18 protein-coding genes are annotated in these 19,406 nt (G+C 67.3%); 9 read left to right on the plus strand and 9 right to left on the minus strand.

Going from position 1 to position 19,406, the window contains the following annotated elements; translation table 11 throughout:
- Positions 1-8: 8 nt before the first annotated feature.
- A complete protein-coding gene (locus tag ACZ7LV_RS04625) occupies positions 9-482 on the minus strand; it encodes a VOC family protein (protein WP_471935629.1) in 474 nt (157 codons plus the stop codon).
- A 165-nt stretch (positions 483-647) separates the two neighbouring features.
- Positions 648-1,073, minus strand: a complete 426-nt coding sequence (locus ACZ7LV_RS04630) for a cupin domain-containing protein (RefSeq protein ID WP_471935631.1) — start codon at positions 1,071-1,073, stop codon at positions 648-650.
- Positions 1,074-2,119: 1,046 nt separating this feature from the next.
- On the opposite strand from ACZ7LV_RS04630, the gene ACZ7LV_RS04635 reads away from it, so the two are divergent.
- Together ACZ7LV_RS04635 and ACZ7LV_RS04640 are read left to right on the plus strand one after the other, a co-directional pair.
- Positions 2,120-2,593, plus strand: coding sequence for a VOC family protein (locus ACZ7LV_RS04635; protein WP_471935633.1), 474 nt, complete (start codon positions 2,120-2,122; stop codon positions 2,591-2,593).
- 142 nt (positions 2,594-2,735) lie between these two features.
- Positions 2,736-3,920, plus strand: coding sequence for an alpha/beta fold hydrolase (locus tag ACZ7LV_RS04640; protein ID WP_471935635.1), 1,185 nt, complete (start codon positions 2,736-2,738; stop codon positions 3,918-3,920).
- 582 nt (positions 3,921-4,502) lie between these two features.
- Here ACZ7LV_RS04640 and ACZ7LV_RS04645 read toward each other — a convergent pair.
- Both ACZ7LV_RS04645 and ACZ7LV_RS04650 read right to left on the minus strand, forming a co-directional pair.
- Entirely contained in the window at positions 4,503-5,558 is a 1,056-nt protein-coding gene (locus ACZ7LV_RS04645; protein WP_471935636.1) for an SDR family oxidoreductase, read from the minus strand.
- Positions 5,559-5,581: 23 nt separating this feature from the next.
- Complete coding sequence (locus tag ACZ7LV_RS04650; protein WP_471935638.1) at positions 5,582-6,631, minus strand: aldo/keto reductase; 1,050 nt, start codon at positions 6,629-6,631, stop codon at positions 5,582-5,584.
- 51 nt (positions 6,632-6,682) lie between these two features.
- Between ACZ7LV_RS04650 and ACZ7LV_RS04655 the strand changes: the two genes are divergently transcribed.
- A complete protein-coding gene (locus tag ACZ7LV_RS04655; RefSeq protein WP_471935641.1) occupies positions 6,683-7,219 on the plus strand; it encodes a TetR/AcrR family transcriptional regulator in 537 nt (178 codons plus the stop codon).
- Positions 7,220-7,403: 184 nt separating this feature from the next.
- On the opposite strand, the gene ACZ7LV_RS04660 is transcribed toward ACZ7LV_RS04655, so the two are convergent.
- Positions 7,404-7,838: a hypothetical protein gene (locus ACZ7LV_RS04660; protein WP_471935643.1), complete on the minus strand. Its 435-nt coding sequence runs from the start codon at positions 7,836-7,838 to the stop codon at positions 7,404-7,406.
- 533 nt (positions 7,839-8,371) lie between these two features.
- Here ACZ7LV_RS04660 and ACZ7LV_RS04665 point away from each other — a divergent pair.
- The 5 genes from ACZ7LV_RS04665 (at position 8,372) to ACZ7LV_RS04685 (ending at position 14,471) form a co-directional block, all read left to right on the plus strand.
- The gene (locus ACZ7LV_RS04665; protein ID WP_471935647.1) at positions 8,372-9,256 is read left to right on the plus strand and encodes an alpha/beta fold hydrolase; all 885 of its coding nucleotides are present in this window, start codon (positions 8,372-8,374) and stop codon (positions 9,254-9,256) included.
- Between the two features lie 1,067 nt (positions 9,257-10,323).
- The gene (gene ctaD, locus ACZ7LV_RS04670) at positions 10,324-12,027 is read left to right on the plus strand and encodes an aa3-type cytochrome oxidase subunit I (RefSeq protein WP_471935650.1); all 1,704 of its coding nucleotides are present in this window, start codon (positions 10,324-10,326) and stop codon (positions 12,025-12,027) included.
- A 4-nt stretch (positions 12,028-12,031) separates the two neighbouring features.
- The gene (locus ACZ7LV_RS04675) at positions 12,032-12,406 is read left to right on the plus strand and encodes a hypothetical protein (protein WP_471935652.1); all 375 of its coding nucleotides are present in this window, start codon (positions 12,032-12,034) and stop codon (positions 12,404-12,406) included.
- Between the two features lie 260 nt (positions 12,407-12,666).
- A complete protein-coding gene (locus tag ACZ7LV_RS04680) occupies positions 12,667-13,866 on the plus strand; it encodes a hypothetical protein (RefSeq protein WP_471935655.1) in 1,200 nt (399 codons plus the stop codon).
- An 11-nt stretch (positions 13,867-13,877) separates the two neighbouring features.
- Positions 13,878-14,471 (plus strand): hemerythrin domain-containing protein, encoded by a 594-nt coding sequence (locus tag ACZ7LV_RS04685; RefSeq protein ID WP_471935658.1) that lies wholly within the window; start codon positions 13,878-13,880, stop codon positions 14,469-14,471.
- 210 nt (positions 14,472-14,681) lie between these two features.
- Here the strand turns inward: ACZ7LV_RS04685 and ACZ7LV_RS04690 are convergent, their stop codons facing one another.
- Together ACZ7LV_RS04690 and ACZ7LV_RS04695 are read right to left on the minus strand one after the other, a co-directional pair.
- A complete protein-coding gene (locus ACZ7LV_RS04690) occupies positions 14,682-14,828 on the minus strand; it encodes a hypothetical protein (RefSeq protein WP_471935660.1) in 147 nt (48 codons plus the stop codon).
- Positions 14,829-15,028: 200 nt separating this feature from the next.
- Positions 15,029-15,379 (minus strand): STAS domain-containing protein, encoded by a 351-nt coding sequence (locus ACZ7LV_RS04695; protein WP_471935662.1) that lies wholly within the window; start codon positions 15,377-15,379, stop codon positions 15,029-15,031.
- A gap of 390 nt (positions 15,380-15,769) precedes the next feature.
- Here ACZ7LV_RS04695 and ACZ7LV_RS04700 point away from each other — a divergent pair, with 390 nt between their 5' ends.
- Positions 15,770-16,945, plus strand: coding sequence for a PP2C family protein-serine/threonine phosphatase (locus tag ACZ7LV_RS04700; RefSeq protein ID WP_471935664.1), 1,176 nt, complete (start codon positions 15,770-15,772; stop codon positions 16,943-16,945).
- A gap of 107 nt (positions 16,946-17,052) precedes the next feature.
- Here ACZ7LV_RS04700 and ACZ7LV_RS04705 read toward each other — a convergent pair whose 3' ends face one another.
- The gene (locus tag ACZ7LV_RS04705; RefSeq protein ID WP_471935666.1) at positions 17,053-17,547 is read right to left on the minus strand and encodes an SPW repeat protein; all 495 of its coding nucleotides are present in this window, start codon (positions 17,545-17,547) and stop codon (positions 17,053-17,055) included.
- A gap of 806 nt (positions 17,548-18,353) precedes the next feature.
- Complete coding sequence (locus ACZ7LV_RS04710; protein WP_471935669.1) at positions 18,354-18,806, minus strand: SRPBCC family protein; 453 nt, start codon at positions 18,804-18,806, stop codon at positions 18,354-18,356.
- Positions 18,807-19,406: the final 600 nt, after the last annotated feature.

The raw sequence follows: 19,406 nt of genomic DNA on the forward strand, positions 1-19,406 counted from the left end.
ACCCCGTCTCAACGGCCAGGAGCCCGCATGGTGACCTCCTGGATCACCCAGCCGTTCCCGTCCGGATCGCTGAAGGTGGCGTAGGAGCCGTAGGAGGCACGGTCCGGGTGTGGGCCGGCCTCGCGTGCCTGGCCCTCATCGTCATGGACTACGCCGCCGTTGTCGTGGCCGTGGAAGAAGATGCCACCGGCGTCATGGAAGACCTCACTGACGTCGACTCCACGGGCCGCGAACTCCGCGCGGGCCGCCTCGACGTCGGGAACGATGAGGTAAAGGCCCTGGATCGCGCCCGGCGGGGTCGAGGTCAGTCCCTCACCGAAGATGATGGAGCACTCCGAGCCGGGCGGCGTGAGGTGTACGGCGCGCCACTTGGCGCTGACGGTGGCGTCGAGGTCCAGCCGGAATCCGGCAGCCTCGTAGAAGGCCTTGGCCCTGTCGACATCGGAGACGGGCAGGACTATGAGCTCCAGCTTCACATCCATGTCAGTGTCCTTCTCTCGGCGGCCGCCGGTGGTCCGGAGGCCGCGGAAGCGCCGGACGTCGTCGAGCGGATCATGCACAGCCGGAAGCGCCGACGTACCGCGCAGCCGTAGCTGCTCCGACCCACCCCGGACGTGGACGTCTCGTAGCCCGGCCGCACTCCGGCCTCAGCTTGGAGAGGGGCGTGGGGCACGCAAATGCGCCCGTTCGTTCAGCTCATCCTGGTCGACCACTGTGAGCATGGGTTGACCGGGTGCACACACCATGGTCACGACGAAGCTGGTCGGTTCGTCCGCCTTGGCGTTTCCGTCCTGGTAGTGGATCACGTCACCGCCCGGTTCCCAGAACGTCTCACCGGCCTCGATCACGCGCTCCGGCTCACCCTCGAGTTCGAAACGGAGCGCGCCCTCCATCACGTAGCCGAACGCCGGCCCAGAGTGGCGATGAGGCGGGAGGCCAGGATGCCCTGGAGGCCATGCGACAAGGATCGTCATGGCCGATCCGCTGTCGGGGAAAAAGGGCGGAGTGACCTGCTGCAGTAGTTGGACCTCAGAAGGCAGCGAGATCTCCAGCGCCTCATTCTTCTCGGCCATGGACCACACCTCCGTCAGCAGGCCCTGGAGCGGGTGATCGGCATCAGCATGGATCTTCGACTCGTCGGATCCCGATACCACCCTCCCTCACCTCGAGGACGCCCACAATCCGGAGCAACTACCGCGAGCGGAATCGCGGCGCCGAGGCAGGCGCACGTTGAGTCGCTACCGTGACGCCGCTGATTGCTCGGACCTGCGAGCCGGAGCAGCAGCCAACCGGGCGTGCACAAAAAGAGGGAAGGGGACTCCTGCCGCCGAGTGTCGGAGCTTTGTCAGGTGCGCGAAACGATTGATCGTGCGTGAGGCACCCGGCGCCTCGAAGCGACATCCCTGGACGCCATACCGAGAATGCCTTGTCGCACGAACGAGATGGGCACCTTAAAGGTTTTGGTGGCAACTCACCCTGTACGCCCGAGAGCAGCCGCTGAGGGCTGAGGTAGTGCTGGGTTTCGTCAATACGCACCCCCGCGGGACCTCATCGTTCGCCATTACGCTTCGAAGCGCGCAGGACCTGTACGCGTGGCTGCTGGAGCGTTCCATGGGCTCGGAGTCGACGCACGTCACAGGGGCGGACGCGGCCGGCGCCCGCGAGTTGCGAGGCACCCCGATCGCCGTGCTTCCTGTCCCACTCCGACCAGGGCGGCACGCCCGATGGGCGCGGAGGCCTTCTGCACCACTCGGCGTCCCGATGACCGCTGGTGACGGTCGTCACCGAGCCGGCGAAGCCACCGACCTTCTTCGCTCGGACGCGGAACAAGAATGCCGTCCACTGCGGCCCGCGGTGCGGCTTCCGCGTGCTGCCCGGACTCCTCATGATCCCGCGGGGCGATCGCGGGCGGGAGGGAATGAGGTGTGACGTTCCCCTCCCTGGTACAACTTGGTCGTTAGAGTCTAATTGGTTACGGTCATAACCAACGCAAGGAGTTGCGCCAAGCCGCCCGGACGGTGGCGGTTTCCCGCCAAGGCTCCACCACAGTCATCAGTCGACAGGCGCCGCGCCATGGGCCCACCGCCTTTGACCACGGAAGAAGTAGGAAACCCCTGAGATGTACATGAAGCTGGAACTCACCGTGCTGCCCGTCTCCGACGTCGACCGGGCCAAGGCCTTCTACGAAGCGCTGGGATTCCGTCTGGACGTCGACAAGCCGGCCAGCGACGAATGGCGCGCCGTGCACCTGACCCCGCCGGGATCCGAGTGCTCGATCATGTTCGGCACCGGGCTCACATCCGCCGAGCCGGGCTCGGCCCAGGGTCTGTACCTCGCCGTCCCTGACATCGAGGAGGCTCGTGCGGAACTCATCGGCCGCGGCGTCGAGGTGAGCGAGATCTTCCACGACAATGGCGGCATCATCTACCACGGCCACGAGGGCGGCGACATCACCCACCGTCTCCCGGGCCAGGAGCGGAAGCCGGGTCTGCACCCCGAGCGTGCTTCCTACGGTTCCTTCGCCACCTTCAGCGACCCCGACGGAAACGGCTGGGTGCTTCAGGAGATCAAGCAGCGCTTCCCGGGCCGCTGACAGCGGTGACCCGAGCGTGCGCCTGACCCGCCCGACGCCTGACGGTAGGCCCGCAACCGCTCGGGCTCGTCAGGCGCCCCGCTCGCCCGCCGCGCACCGCCGGCGTTTCGGCCACCCCTGAAGAAAGCAACGAAAGAAGCCCATGAACCCGTTCTCCGCACAGCCTGAGCACCAGGACGGCTCCGGCCGAGAGTTGGTGTCGCACCGAGCCCGGCGCGGGCTGACGCGACGCCTCTTCGTCGGTGGTGCGGCAGCTTCCGCGGCCGCTGGCATCTCGGTGGCCGCCGGACTGACCTCGCCGGCCACGGCCACCTCCGCAGACGCGTCCTCAGCCCGCAGGCCGAAGGGCTTCGGCTCGGTCGCCACAGCACCGCGGTTGTCGGCAGAGTTCAAGCGGATGTTCTCCAGCCGGTTCATCCACGCAGGTGGAGTGCGTCAGCACGTGGTCATCGGAGGTGAAGGGCCGCCCGTCCTGCTGGTGCACGGCTGGCCGGAGAACTGGTACGCGTGGCGCATGGTGATGCCCGCGCTGGCCCGGGACTTCACGGTCATCGCGGTGGACCAGCGCGGTATGGGGCTGACCGAGAAGGCCAAGAGCGGCTACGACACAGCCACCCTAGCCAACGACCTGGTCGCGTTGATGGACGCGCTCGGCCACGAGCGGTTCGCCGTGGTCGGCCACGACACCGGAATGATCATCGGCTACGCGCTCGCCGCGGACCACCCGGACCGGGTCGAGTACCTGGCCGTCGCCGACGTGCCTGGGCCGCCCAGCACACAGGCCTCGCCGAAGCTGTTCGAGAAGGAGCCACTCAACAACAGGCTCTGGCACATCCCCTTCAACCGGGTCAACCACGAACTGATCGAGAAGCTCGTCAGGGGCCGGGAGGAGGCCTTCTTCACCTACGAGTTCGACATCCAGGGCGGGCAGCGGCTACCGGAGTACGCCCGGGAGTACTACATCCGGCTCTTCTCGGACCCGGAGTCGCTGCGCGGCAGCTTCGGCTTCTACCGCGCGTGGGACGCCACGGTCGCGCAGAACGACGATCGCGCCAAGACGAAACTGGCGATGCCCGTCCTCGCGATCGGCGGAGAAAAGAGCTGGGGCCCCTATGTCGAGGGTGGCATGAAGCCGCTCGCCGAGAACGTGCGTGGCCTGGTCATCCCGGGCGCCGGTCACTGGGTGGCGGAGCAGGCACCCCAGCAGGTGCTGACCTCGCTGAGCGAGTTCCTCGCTCCATACCGCTCCAGGGCGTCCCACACGGCTCGCCAGCGAAAAGCGCCCGCCGTGGAGACTTCCCCTGACCCGCGTTCCACGGCTGGGTAGGTCCTGTTCGTAGAGGAGGGTCTGGGCGTGGCAGGTACCACCGGACGGGGTGCCGCCAACGTCCCGTGTTGTCTCGTGTCACGTCGACGCCGATCTCCACGACCACCCCCGGTCCTTTATGCGTGACGCGTGGGGTTTCGTGGGTGCCCCATCCCGCGAAGAACGTCAAGCCCATCCAGGAATGCTTGTCTCCCGCCGGGGTGAGCAGCCCGCCGACAGCGCGTCCTGCAGTTTCGGGGAGTGTGGCGCTGTACTGCACGTCCGTCAGCGTCGTATCGCCCCACGAGCAGCGTGCGCGGAGCTGAGGGAGACGCTCGGCGGACACGCCCGGCCGGTAGGCAGAGCCACCTCTCTCTTCACCCACGACGCTGAGGCCTTCACCGGCCAAGGGACGGGCGACTGCGGAACATGCCGATTGCCATGCCAGTCCGGAGCCTCCCGTCCCCGCTCAACCACCGGAATCAGGCGGCCGGCACCGAACACTGGCGCGGCCCCGGCGTCAGCGGACACACCCGCTCCGGGTCACCAGTCCAACGCACCGTCGGTGCCTCAGGGCTGCCGCCTCGGTCGGTTACGAGCCGGTCATTTCCCGACGCCGTGGGCGAGGAGGCTCTCGGCGGTCTCCGCGATGGTGTCCTCGATGGGACGGGCCCGCCAGCCGAGAAGCCGCTCCGCCCTGGCGCTTGTGGCGTCGAGATCCCGGCCGAGCTGGTGCCTGAGCAGTCGCAGTTCCGGGTTCACGGTGCCCAGCGCTCGTGCGAGCCACACGGGCAGTTCGCGGTCCGTGACCTTGGCGGCGCGTTCTCCCAGGCGGTCGCGGAGAATGCGCGCGATCTCTACAACCCGCAGGCTGCTCCCGGCGGTTGCGAGGAAGCGCTCGCCGGCGGCCGCCGGATCGGCCATCGCACGCAGGTGCAGATCCGCGACGTCGCGCACGTCGACGAAGCCCATCCCGAACGGAGGGCAGACAGGAACCCGTCCCTCGATCATTCTGCGCACCACGCGCAGGGAGGGCGGGTCGTCGGGGCCGAGCAGTGGTCCGAGGACCCCCACGGGATGCACCACTGCCAGTTCCAGCCCACCGCCTTCGTCCGCCACGAACTGCCAGGCGGCGCGCTCGGCGAGCGTCTTGGAGCGCTGGTAGGGCGGGATATCGCTGTCGACGTCGGTCCAGTCCTCCTCGGTGAACGGAGTCGAGCGCGGTGGATGCCCGATCCCGATGGCGCCGAAAGCGCTCGTCAGGACGACCCGACGCACGCCGGCGTCGCGGGCGGCGCGCAGCACCCGCAGGACGCCTTCTCGTGCCGGGACCACCAGTTCGTCGTCGGTCGCCGGGGTGCGGCGTAGGGTCGGCGAGGCGACGTGGAGGACGAAGTCGCAGCCGGCGACGGCGTCGTCCCAGCACTCGGCGTGTTCGAGTTCGGCGCGTACGACCGTCAGACGGTCGTCGTCGAACGGTGTGGCCGCGTGGAGCCACGAGCGCAGAGCCGGTGCGCGGCGCAGGTTGCGGACGGTGGTGCGGACGGTGTGCCCGGCGTCGAGCAGGGTCAGGACGCACCAGCTCCCGATGAATCCTGTCCCTCCGGTGACCAGTACCTGTGCCCTCTGTGGGCCCTCAGCTCGGGATCCGAATAGCAAGGGATGCCTCTCGGTATGGCGGTTCATATGAGCGCCATGCCGGGAACGCGCTTGCGGATGGCCTCCATCTCGGCCTCGTCGGATACGCCCTGCCAGTCATGGCGAGGGGTGTACGGGGCCTCCAGGGCGCGCACGTCCTCGTCGGTCAGCGCGATGTCGAGAGAGGCCACGGCCTCGTCGATCTGCCCGATCGAGCCGATGCCGACCAGGGGTGCGGTGACGACCCGCTGGCGGCGCAGCCAGGCGAGCGCGACCTGTGCGCGGCTGACGCCGTGCGCGTCCGCGACCTGTCCGACCGCGTCGATGATGGCGTGATTGGACGCCTCCTGCTCGGGCGAGTAGAGGGTGTCCGCGTACGCGCCGTCCGTCTCGGAGCGCGCCGTCGAGCGGGCATCGTCCCACGCGCGGGCGAGACGGCCGCGGGCCAGCGGCGACCAGATGATCGTGCCGACGCCCTCGTCCAGGCACAGCGGGATCATCTCCCGCTCCTCCTCGCGGGCGAGCAGGTTGTAGTGGTCCTGCATCGACACGAACCGTGCCCAGCCGTGCTGCCTCTGCAGGTGCAGCGCCTTCGCGAACTCCCAGGCGTGCATGGACGAGGCGCCGAGGTAGCGGACCTTGCCGGCCTTCACGAGGTCGCTGAGTGCCGCCAGCGTCTCTTCCCACGGGGTGGCGCGGTCGTTTCGGTGGATCTGGTAGAGGTCGATGTAGTCCGTGCCGAGGCGGCGCAGCGAGTGGTCGACCTCGGTCATGATCGCCTTGCGCGACAGGCCGCGTCCGTTCGGTCCCAGCCGCATCGGGTGGCGCAGCTTCGTGGCGATCACCACGGCATCGCGGTCGGCGAAGTCCTTGAGCGCGCGGCCGAGGATCTCCTCGCTGGAGCCGTTGGAGTAAATGTTCGCGGTGTCGAAGAAGTTGATCCCCGCCTCCAGTGCGTGCCTGATGAGGGGGCGCGCGTCCGCCTCGCTCTTCGACCAGACGGGATGCCCGCGGTTGGGTTCGCCGTAGGTCATCGCACCGATCGCGATCGGGGACACGTCGAGGCCGGTCATGCCGAGCTTGATATAACGCATGACGCTCCTTAAAGTATGTGGAGAGCTCTCCACTTAGCAACGTGAGGTCCCGTGGTCCGTTCAGACGCCCGTGAGAACAGGGCACGCATCCTCGCCGCCGCCCGCGAGGCGCTCACCGCGGACGGCAGCACGTCGATGAACCAGATCGCCCAGCGCGCCGGAGTCGGCGCGGGCACCCTTTACCGCGACTTCCCCACACGCGAGGCACTCGTCCTGGCCGTCAACCAGGACGAGGTGGCACGCATCACCGGCACCGTGCCCGACCTACTGGCCCAGATGCCGCCGCTGGAAGCCCTCCGACACTGGACGATGGACCTCGTCGACGCCATGCGGCGAAAACATGGCCTCGGCGACGCACTCACCCCGGGCATGCACCAGGCGATCAGCGAGCAGAGCTACGGGCCGGTCATCGCCGCGATCACAGAACTTCTGGACGCCGGCAAGGAGGACGGAAGCATCCGTGTGGACGCCGCACCTGAGGACTTCCTCCAGCTGACCGGCGCGTTGTGGCGCGCCGCGTCCAGCTCCGTGGACCGGGCCCCCCACATGCTCGCGCTTATCCTCGACGGACTCCGCACGCACCGGTAGCGGAGGGCCTCGCGGCTGCGGGAGTGCGCTGCCGTACTGGCCGGCGATACCGCGGAGGTCGGGACGCCGCGGTCCACAGCGGTGCTGCGGCGGGCTTGTTCGGCATCCAATTGGGCGAGCTTGTCCTGGGCCCGCAGGGCTGACTTCGAGTCCTTCAGCTTGGCCAGGGTCTCGGCACGTATCGTCAAGTGACGACTTCCACGGAAGCGGGTCGGGGGAACGGCATCATGTCCCATCCCAAGGGCCAGTCCGGATCTCGTTGCTCTGCGGCCTCGATCTCAAGGCGCCGGGGAACACGCCATGCCCACCAGCGAGCACCCTCCTCGGGGCGATCGGGCCATGGAATCGTCGCGCGGCGATAGCGAACGCCGATGCCATCGAGTTCTGATTGCCTGATCGCGCGAACACGTGAGGGCAGCAGCGGCCAGACTCCCGCGAGCGCGTCCCGGCACCAGAGGTCGTGGCTGAGATCAGGCCCGCACCACGAGTAGCCCTCTTCCACCTCATCCACCAAAGCGCTCCACTGCGCGAGGAGGAAGTTGAGGGAATGTGCTCCAGCACCGGTCCTGGTGACACCGGCGGAGGCTGCGCTGAAGGCGACGTACTCTTCAGCGCTCAATACGATTTCGTCCGTGCAGCCGCGCCTCTTGTCGCCACCGTTGTAGCCGCTGCGCCCCCGGGGACACCAACCCCGAGAGCCGCTTTACACTCTGCTTCGCCCTGGCCGGCACCGCGTTTGGCCTCGTAGCGCTCTTCGCCCGCTTCGGCGTGACCACGCCCGGCAGCGCCGTCATCACGCGCCACGCCACACAGACGACGAGCGGGGCCAGACCCTCCCTTCCCCCACCGAACGGCACCGCCGGTGCACCTGGGCCGAAGGGTGAACGACGTGGCCACCCCGTACATCAGCGTCTCTGGCGGACCCGGACCCGCTCTCGCTGTGCACCTCGCCGGACAGGTGGCACACACCCTGCTGGTGCACGTCTCACTGGAACACCAGCGGCCCGCCCCTAACCGAGTTCCTCGTGCACTACGAGGACCAGTGCGCCCGCAGCGAGGAGATCGCCACCGTGCGCCGCGAACTCCGCCGTTCCCAGGCCGGCATCCCTGGGGCCGCGGCGGCAGCGGATCGCCCGCCGGGAACACAAACACTTGGCACACGGTTATAAAAGTCAGGACACGTCGCACCTTGCCGAGGCGATGGTTATGCCAGCAGAAAACCACCTTCTGACATCGAACGCAGACATCGCCTTCTGGGACGAGGGCGACGGCGAAGCCGTGCTGCTGGTCCACGCCTCCTTCGGCGCCGACTGGTTCGCGCCGCTGGCTCGGCTCCTGCCTGGCTTCCGGGTCGTACGCACTCACCGCGCCGGCTACGGGCGCAGCCGGGACCTCAGCGGTCGGCTGAGCGTCGCCGACCACGCAGTGCATCTCGCGGAAGTCCTGCAGGCCCTGGAGATCGAACAGGCCCACGTCGTCGGCCACTCCAGCGGTGCGGTCCTCGCTCTGCAGTTGGCCGCTGCCCGTCCCAGGCTCGTAAATTCAATGGTGCTGCTGGAATCCGCGAGGCCGTACGCTCCCGGCGAGCAGATGAGCGATGCCATGCGCCAAGCGGTGACCGCTGCAGAGGTCGGCGATCTCGAACGGGCTTTCGATTTCTTCCCGGGAAGTGTCTGCACACCCGGTTACCAGGACGTCATGATGCGCACTCTCGGTGCGGAGGGCTTCCAGGCGTCGGTGCGCAGCGGCCGGTACTTCTTCGAGCACGAAAGAGCCGCGTTCGCCGCGTGGGACGCCGACGCCGTCGGGCTTGAGGCGCTGCGACAGCCGACGCTGCTGGTGGCGGGCGGCGAAGGGGAGCGCCTCAACAGCCCCTTCCAGGCACGGAACCGCGCATTGGCCGGGCGGCTCGCCCGTGCCGAGCGCGTGACTTTGCCAGGTGTCAGCCACGCGATGCCGTTGGAGAACCCCGCCCTCGTCGCCCGGACCGTCCTCGACTTCGTCCGACGGCATCCGGTCGACTTCGCGCACATGTGACGCGACTTGACCACCGATTGTGCGAGTCGCATGGGCTAGGTCGTGATGGCGGGGCTTCATCAGCACATGGGTACCGCATGCATCACTCTGAGACCTGCACCGGGAGGGTGAGGGGATCCAATTCTTGCCGACGCGGGGCTTCAGTCGGCAGCAAGTTCTCGTGCAAGGCGGCCGGAACATCGCGCACGCCCATTCGCAGGGCTGCAGACCTGGTCTCCAGCCGTTCCAAGGTCGACCAGGACCGCCGCCGACCAAGACGCTCGCCCAGTGATTGGCCCCGCACGAGGCGCACCACTCGCAGTACCTCACCGACTGGGCCGCCACCGAGGTGCTGAGAAGCCACCAAGATGACCGCTGAGCCGAATACGTGAAGCTGCGCACCGCGATCGTGATGCGTGGCCAGCTCGAACTCCCGGGTCCGCGGCCTGGCCGAGGAGCGCTCCGCCGTCGGGCAAAGACGCTCGCTGTGCCACCCGACTGCTCGCTGGTTTGCTTCTTGAAGCTCAAGGACATGAGCGGCTCCCATCCTCCGAAGTGGTCGGGGGTCGGTACCTCTTGCGGCGTCCGCGGCCCACTTGCCGCTACCCATCGGACAGTTCGTCTCAAGGGCCGCGCCTCTGTCCATGAAGGCGCGCATGCACACATCCACGCGGATCCCCGCTGGCACGCGCGGCGAGCACGGAGTCGTGCAGCCTGTCTTCTCACCGTCTACCGCACTTTGCCGGTCCAGGCTCGCTTGGCCATCGGGTTCCACCACGCGTCCGCGCCTCGGCTGCCTACCGGCGGCAGGTGCGTGCTGCACTCGCCGCGTCTGGGGACCTTCCTGGCGGGGCTGGCGTCGTCGTGCCTGCCTTGGGTTGAGGGCTGGAGCTGCTCGGAGCTGCCTCTCAATTCACCGCCCGTCGCCGTAAACGCCTGGGAGCCGGGCACTCCAGGAGAGGTGCTGGATTGACCGGTCCGACACGCCGGATCCGTCAGCTGGATGAGCGTGCCGGGCCGGTGCCGTTAGGGGATGTTGGTGCCGCACAAGACCTGTCTGGGCAGCTTGCTACGTTTCGAGGGACTTCATGACAGCAGAAGCAGAAGTGTCGACGCTGGTGCCGGTAGAAGGGCGACGGCCGAAAGGCCGGGTGATCGTGGACTGGCTGACGACGACGGATCATAAGAAGATCGGGCATCTGTACCTGATCACCTCCTTCGCCTTCTTCCTCATCGCGGGTGCGCTCGCGCTGGCGCTGCGGGCGGAGTTGGCGCGGCCTGGTATTCAGATCCTCTCGAATGAGCAGTACAACCAGACGTTCACGCTGCACGGCACGATCATGTTGCTGCTGTTCGCGACCCCGACGTTCGCCGGGTTCGCCAACGCGATCATGCCGTTGCAGATCGGTTCCCCGGACGTCGCCTTCCCGCGGCTGAACATGTTCTCGTACTGGCTGTTCCTGTTCGGCGGTCTGATCGTTCTCGCCAGCTTCCTCACTCCCGAAGGTGCCGCGGACTTCGGCTGGACCGCCTACACCCCCCTCAGCGGGGGCGAGCGCACCGCGCAGCTCGGCGGCGATCTGTGGGTCATGGGTTTGGCGCTGTCCGGGTTCGGGACGATCCTCGGCGCGGTCAACTTCATGACGACGATCATCTGCATGCGGGGTCCCGGCATGACCATGTTCCGCATGCCGATCTTCACCTGGAACGTGCTGCTCACGTCGGTGCTCGTCCTGCTCGCCTTCCCGGTTCTGGCCGCGGCGCTGCTCGTGCTGGAGGCCGACCGTAAATTCGGCGCACAGGTCTTCGATCCGGAAAACGGTGGAGCAATTCTGTGGCAGCACCTGTTCTGGTTCTTCGGTCATCCCGAGGTGTACATCATCGCGCTGCCGTTCTTCGGGATTGTTACGGAGATCATTCCGGTGTTCAGCCGGAAACCGGTCTTCGGCTATTCCGGACTGGTCGCCGCCACCATCTCCATCACCGGTTTGTCCCTGACCGTGTGGGCTCACCACATGTTCGCCACCGGCGCGGTGCTGCTGCCGTTCTTCTCCTTCCTGAGCTTCCTGATCGCAGTGCCCACGGGGGTGAAGTTCTTCAACTGGATCGGCACCATGTGGAATGGCTCGCTGTCTTTCGAAACGCCGATGCTGTGGTCGGCCGGCTTCCTGGTGACCTTCCTGTTCGGGGGATTGTCCGGGGTGATCCTCGCCTCGCCGCCCATGGACTTCCACGTCACCGACTCGTACTTCGTGGTCGCGCACTTCCACTACGTCGTGTTCGGCACCGTGGTCTTCGCGACGTTCGCCGGCTTCTATTTCTGGTGGCCGAAGATGACCGGCACGATGCTCGATGAACGACTCGGGAAGATCCATTTCTGGACGCTGTTCGTCGGCTTCCACACCACCTTCCTCGTGCAGCACTGGCTGGGCGCCGAGGGCATGCCTCGTCGTTACGCCGACTACCTCGCCGCCGACGGCTTCACGGCACTCAACATGGTCTCCTCGATCGGAGCGTTCCTGCTGGGCCTGTCGACGCTGCCGTTCCTGTACAACATCTGGAAGACCGCCAAGTACGGCAGGAAGGTCGAGGTCGACGACCCGTGGGGATTTGGACGGTCCCTGGAGTGGGCGACCTCCTGCCCCCCGCCCCGCCACAACTTCAACGCCCTCCCGCGCATCCGCTCCGAATCCCCGGCCTTCGACCTGCACCACCCCGACATCGCGCAGTTGGAGCAGCAGCAGTACACCGGCAAACGCGACGCCGTCGAGCCCGGGCCGGGACAGGGCTGAAGCGGTGAAACCGGCACCAGAGGAGCCCTCACTTCCCGAAGCGGCCGCGGCGCTGGCCAACGAGGCCGAGGGCTATCTCCTGGCCTGCGCGGAACGGGACGGCGCACGACGCGAGGCAGCGGAACTCTGCGCGCGCCTGCCCTGGCTGACCACCGGACAGGCCGAGGACCTGACACGCCACTACGTCGACCAGCGCCTTGAAGTGACGCGCGGTCTGCTGCGACGTTCGGCACGCCGGGCCGAACAGATGCGTGAGGCCTACGAGGCGCGCTACGCACAGCTGCGACTTGCCTTGCTGAAGGGGCATGCCGCGGCGGCGTGCGCCCTGCTCGCCGGTGCCAGCGGCATCGCAACAGTGCTGCGAGCCGTGGGGAGGTGAGACACCACTATGGGGACCGACGGGGCTTGCACTCGGGAGCAGGATGCAAGCGCGCGACGCGGCACTCATCCGGATGCGTCATAAGCCAAGGGTGTTGTCACATGGGATGGCCCAGCAGGGGGAATCATGCCCCGCACAGGCGGAAGCAGTGGCTGAAAACCGTCCATAACGGACAGACTGCGAGGGTAGGGCGTGCCCACCATCCGTGCCCGGATACTCGCGCCGACGCCATCTCCACCTCTCCGAGAGGCCCCCTTCCCATGACCTTCAATCCGCTCGAGCAGCGGGGTATCCCGCTGGACCGGCAGTTGCGCAACTGGCGTGAGCTGAACGTGCAGCCGATCGACCCGGACCGCTGCGACCCCTACACCCGCTGCCGGATCATCACGATGAACGGCATCGAGGTGGAGGCCATCCTCTTCAGTCACCAGCTCGCCCGCAACACCATCGACCCGGAGGTCAAGCGGCAGCTCGCCGCCACCCGCTACATCGAGGCCCAGCAGCAGAAGGTCGTCAACTGGCTGCTCCCGGGGGTCTCCTCGGTTCTGGAGACGACGATCGCCTACGAGCAGGTCGCGGTGGACCTGACGGCGTGGGTCGCGCGCATGGAGCCGGATCCGTACCTGAAGCAGGCCTACCAGTTCGGTGTCCTGGAGGACTTCGACCACCTGTACCGGTACGCGAACCTGTACGAGATGATCGAGCACCGTAAGGCCGAGTCGATCGTCGACAACCTCACCGAGGTCATGCCCGGGCGGCCCACGAAGTACCACCACCGCAACCCGGTCGACAACGTCCGCGACCCCTACGACAAGAACACGGTCGACCCCTTGTCGAGGCTGCACGCGCTGACGATCATGTCCGCCGAGCAGCAGACGATGAACTTCTACATGAACACAGGCCCCACCTACATGGAGCCCATCGCCCGTCAGCTCTACCAGGAGATCGGGCTGATCGAGGAGGAGCACGTCACGCACTACGAGTCGCTGGTCGACCCGGGTGAGACGTGGTGGGAGCAGCTCGTCAACCACGAGTACAACGAGTGCTACCTCTACTACTCCTTCATGGAGCAGGAGAGCGACCCGAAGGTCAAGGCGATCTGGGAACTCCACCTGAACATGGAGCTCGAGCACCTGCACACCGCCTGCGACCTGATGCGCCGCATCGACGGCCGCGACCCGCAGGAGATTTTGGCGCCGGAACTGCCCGACGTGCTGACCTTCGAACCGAACAAGCAGTACCTGCGTGAGCTGCTCGACACCCAGATGGACCTCACCACCCTGGGGGCCGGCTACGTCCGCGAGGCACACGAGCGGTTCGAGAAGCTGCAGGAGCAGATCCATGGCGGCGAGGAGCCGCCGAGTGAGCGGGTCATGGCCCAGCACGACGACATGTTCGGCCGGGAGTACCGCGTGCAGACCGAGGGCGAACACCCCGACCCCGCCATGCGCGAGAAGTGAGGCGAGCGCAGATGTCCGAGCTGCACACCCCCCAGGCCGGCGACGACCAGGCCCAGGACGACGACGTCGTCGCGCTGCTGATCCGTCAGCACGGCGACATCCGCAATCTCTTCGACGAGGTCGAATCCACCACCGGCGAGAATCGCCGTGACGCCTTCCACCGCCTGGTGCGGTTGCTGGCCGTCCACGAGACCGCCGAGGAAGAGATCGTCCACCCCTTCGCCCGACGCTCCGTCTCCGGTGGCGAGCAGGTCGTCGAAGACCGACTCGCCGAGGAACGCGCCGCCAAGGAGCTCCTGGCCAAACTCGACGACATGGACACCGACGACCCCAAGTTCATGCCCCAGCTGATGAAGCTGCGCAAGGAGGTCCAGGAGCACGCCCGGGCCGAAGAGCGCTACGAGTTCACCCACATCCGCCGCAGCACCGACGTATCCGGCCTCGCCGCGATGGCCAAAGCCGTCAAAGCCGCGGAAGCGATGGCCCCTACCCGGCCCCACCCCGGGGTCGAATCCGCGACCGCGAACATCGCCCTCGGCCCGGTGGCCGCCGTGATGGACCGCGCCCGCGACGCGATCCGCAAAAGCATGGGCAAAGACGGCTGACGGGTGGCGCCGTCCGGAACTCCCTCAGCCACCTCGCTCTTCCAGCGATGCTGAGGGAGCGCCAGGCCGGTCGACCCCCGGGGTGGCGCACCGCCGTTCTCCCTTGCTGCGAACGTCAGGCCTTGCCACTCCGATCAGGCCCACCTCGCGTTCGGCGTCCAAGGCGGAAGCCGCCCCTGACCGTGACCGGCACCAGCGGGTGGTGCCTCCTCAGGTGTCGTCCTGCTCCGCCTCCTCTTCGGTGCGGTCTCCTTCAGCCTGCGACGGTGTCGTACGGGGCACGTCACGATGATTGCGGTCTGTCGCGGTCTCCTCCTGCCGCTCGCCCTCTGCCTGGGACGGGGTCGGCTCACTCATCGGTGTCTCCTCACTGTGAGCGCCTTGCAACGCGGGAGGCAGGCTTGCGCGGGCGCACAGAAGTCGGCTCGTAGCCCTTAACGGCCTGCTCGCTCGTTCGTTCGTTCAGGGTCATGACCGGGCTTGCGACGGCACCGGCAACGAGTCCCTGCCACACCGCGCTCGTGATCATGTCTGGCGAGTAGCCGCCCACGGCGCCATCACCCGCCTGCCGCGACCGGCCCCGCGGGAGCCGATACCGCTGGTGGCGACTGAGAGCGGAAGACCGCATGGGCCAGTTCAAGCAGACGGCGGGGCTGCTCCTGCCAGCCGCAAAACCGGACCGCCATTCCTCTGGCACGGGCCGCCGCGAAGAGCCTGCTGGTCAGCCGCAGCCCGGCCACGTCCATGAACAGGACCTTCCGAACGTCGACCACCAGGAGCCTGGTGGCATCAGGCAGCCCGGCTACTGCCCCTTCCAACAACGTTCCGACCTGAGCATCCAGATCGCCGTACAAGAACAACCGGCAGCTTTGACCAGTACGGACGGATGTGAAAGAAAACGCACTCATACTGCTGTGCCTCCCAGCGACGGGGAGTGACGGAACGGTCGCCCAGGCCGGGAGGCCGAGCCCGCGAAACCTTGTGCGGGGCAACTGCCGTTCCGTGTCGCACCGTACTGAACCACCGACTACCCGATGCCGCGCTCTCTCACGCGTCTCCAGTTGCGCCGCTCGACGGCCGTCGGCCGGCTCACGCGTAGGACTCGGTGGGTTGCAGACCGCGCAGCCCTGATGTAGCCCTTCGGTCGCACGGCGAGGACCGGAACTGCGGGTTCTCCTCCTACACGGAGAAGTTGATCGCGGTCTGCGCCACAGCGCCAAGCTGAAATATGGCGATGTTTGTCGTGTCAACGGGCAGAAGTGTCCCAGACCAGGGAGGCTGATGTGTTGCGTGACCGGATGGGACTGGCGGACGTACTGGTGGCGGCAGAGCACGCGGCCCCAGTGGACTCGCTCGATGTGGTGGCGCGCAATCTGCGCGACCGCTTCGGCGCGCGGTACGTGTCGTTCCTGTTCGTGGACATCGTCGGCCGGCGCATGCTGCGGGTCAACGAGAAGGGGGATGTCCAGGAGCACCGTGCCGAGCATGTGCCCCTCGCCGACAGCAGCATCTACGACGAGGTGCTGCGCACTCAGAAGCTGGTGCGGGCGCCGGAAGGCGGCCAAGGACTGCGGGTGCTGGCCCCGGTCACCAACAGGGGCGACGCCATCGGTGTGCTGGAGCTGTTCCTTACGCAGGTCACGCAGGACGTGCTGGAGCAGGTTGAGGAGGCCGCACATGCGCTGGCGTACATCATCGTCACCGACCGCCGGTTCACGGACCTCTACCACTGGGGGAATCGCACCACCTCGGTGAGCCTGGCCGCGGAAATCCAGCGCCAGCTGTTGCCCTCGGCCGCGTCCTGCGAGGCAGCCGAATTCGATCTGGCCGGCGCGCTGGTCCCGGCCTCCGACATTGCCGGTGACACCTACGACTACTCCCTCGACCAGAACACTCTGCATCTGTCCGTCACCGACGCCATGGGCCACGACGTGGACGCCTCGCTCATGGCGACGCTCCTGGTCAACGCCTCGCGCGGGGCCCGCCGCGCGGGGGCGGACCTGGCCGAGCAGGCGCGGCAGACTCACCTGGCGCTCGTCGACCACGGGCGGCGGACCTTCGCCACAGGGCAGCTGGTGCGCATCGCGCTGGACGGGAGCAGCGCCCAGCTCGTCAACGCCGGACACCCCTGGCCGCTGCGGCTGCGCGACGGCGAGGTCGAGGAGTTGCGACTTGCGGTGAACCTGCCCTTCGGCGTCGCCTGGCAAGGCGCCTACCGGGTGCAGGACCTGGATCTCCGCGCCGGCGACCGCCTTGTGCTGCACACCGACGGCATGCAGGAGCGGCAAGCGCAGACCGTTGACCTGCCCGCACTGCTGCGTGCTACCGCCGACGAGCACCCCCGTGAAGTCGTGCGCGCGCTGGTCGGCGCGGTCGCCGACGCCTACCGCGGCCGCCAGCCGAGAGACGACGCCACCGTCCTGTGCCTGGACTGGCACGGACCCCTTGGGAAATCCTCGTTCGCACGCCGATGACCCATGCCTGACGCAACCGATTGCGCAGTGTGTCGGCCCCGTCGGCCACGTCGGACTTCGTGGGGCGCAGGCGGGCTATGCCGCGTAGCGCCCCGATCTCGGGTCGGTCAGGTGCGGGGGTCGTATCCCTCAGAGGACGTGCGACTTCCATACCCGGACGACGGCCCCCGCATCTCACGGTCGGACCGCGTCCCGGCGCTGGCAGCGGCGCCCAGGGCCAACAGAAGGGCGATCACGCCGACGATGACATTGTTGGTGATCGTCCTTGTCGTGTCGACGTTGCCGGCTACGACCCACGGTGCGATGACGGTCCACGCACCGAGGGCGGCGGCGGCCCAGGCCATGCTGTGGGTGCGCTCGTAGGCATGGCCGAAGCCACCCATGAGCAGCGCGTACGCCACACCCGTGATCAAGTTGTTGACGGTCAGGGTGGAGAAGCCGTTGAAGCCCGCTATCCAGGGCGAGGCGGCCAGGTAGAGACCGGTGATCACACCGATGGCTTCGATCGCCTGTGCACGTGGTGTGGTGGCGGCCCGTTCATGGCGGGCACGCATCTCCAGGATGTCGGGGTGCGACTCTATGGTGGGGCGGGTGTGAGCCATGATGGCCTCCTGCGTCAGGCAGTCTGTCGCGTACCCGGTACCCATGAGTCGACGCTAAAACCGAAATACCGCTCAAATCGGTCATAGCGTCTCTCCGTCCCAACCGAACCAAGTGGCAGTCGCGGCGCTCAAGCGTTGTCCGTGCGAAGCCGCAGTCGCACGCCAGGAAGCGGCTGTGAGCGCCAGCGTTTCCCCAGCAGCGTGTAGCTCAGGTACCACTTCGCCCGCCCCCACCCTTGCGCCGAGCGGTGATCGGCGTTACTCCGCCACTTCGCGAGAGCGTCGGCATCACGGAAGTACCCGACGGTGATACCCGGTCCGCAGGGACTCTGCGCATAGTCCCAGGCTTTCCCTGCGTGCGTTGGTCTCCGCGTAACCGCTCTGGCCCTCGGTGTGCACCGTGGTGAAGACAGCCACGCAGTACGGCGGTTCATGGGCCTGGACAGGCGCGACAAGTGCTTCCGGATGATCGCTCGTGGCAGCCACTTGAATCATGCGCCAAAGGATCCAGCGTCATTCATGACCGGGATGGATGGCGGATCGGCTCACCATCGAGCGGTTCACCGGCCACTTCGGTCTCGGCTACGAGAGCATCCGCTTGGCGGCTCCCGGAACTACCAGGGGCTCCCACCCGCGCGGAACGTGCTCTGCCCAAGGGAGCCGGGGCCTATGCCCCAGCAGGCAACGCGGGGGAGCCGGTAGCGGTCCCGGCGAAACCGCCGTTCAGCTCCCGACCCCCGCGCGCTCCGGTCACGCGGCGCACATCGACGCCGCGAACTCTTTTCGTGCTGGTCGGCTTCCGGGGATCAGACCTCGCCGCGCCACGCACCGGTCTCGGTGCCCCCGCGGGACTCGATGAACCCCTTGAACCGCTTCAGGTCACCGGTGGCCTGCCGCTTGACGAAGCCGAGCTTGTCCCCGACGGTCTCGGCAAGGCCTTCCGGCTCGTAATCGAGCTGCAGCATGACTTTGGTCGTCTGGTCGTCGATGTAGTGGAAGGTGACGACACCGGCCTGGTGGGCCTCCCCGCCGACCGAGCTCCAGGCCACCCGCTCGTCCGGGATCTGCTCGGTGATCTCCGCGTCGAACTCCCGCTCCACCCCGCCGATCTTCGTCTTCCAGTGCGTGAGTGTGTCCGTGCGCTGCTCGATCCGCTCGACACCGTCCATGAACTGCGGGAAGTCCTCGAACTGCGTCCACTGGTTGTACGCCGCGCTGACGGGGACGTGGACCTCGATGGATTCCTCAATCTGGGACATGACTGACCCTTTCTACGAACCATGACGGCTCTCGCCAAGGGCCGGGTTTCCAGCTTCGCTGACAGTCATGCGTGCGATCATCCGGGTCGGTCTCCATGCCGCCCAGTCGAGCCCGAGCGCGGCGAGTGCGGTGGGTCTGCCGGAGGTGAATTCGACCTACGGTTCCCAAGAGCCGCTCCGGCGTGAGGATCCACCTGGTCGGCCGGTGGCGGTTCCGGCCGGCCCAGGGTGCCGCCTTCGCCCGGACGTCCACGGAGTAGTAGCGGGACGCCGTCGCCAGCTCAGCCGAAACCACCACGGATGCCCGGAAGGCTGCCGCAGCGGTTGCCGGAACGGTTCATCCGGGAGTGCGCGCCGGAGCCCGGGGGGCCGGAGCTTGGCGAGGGCTGTTACGGGACGGGTGTGTCTCACCGGGAGCACTCGTAGAGCCGTCTGAGCGCGGGTGACGAGCTGGCGTGCCGGGCTACCGGGCGGTCCCGACCCCCTGTGCTGGGGATGACCCGATCAGCTTGAACCGATTCATTGATCTCTCGCAATCAATCCATCAACTCTGTCAAAACCGTTGCCACGATGAGCACCCGCCTCCAGAGTGTGTGATTG

The sequence above is a fragment of the Streptomyces sp. NPDC107562 genome (genome assembly GCF_055657325.1).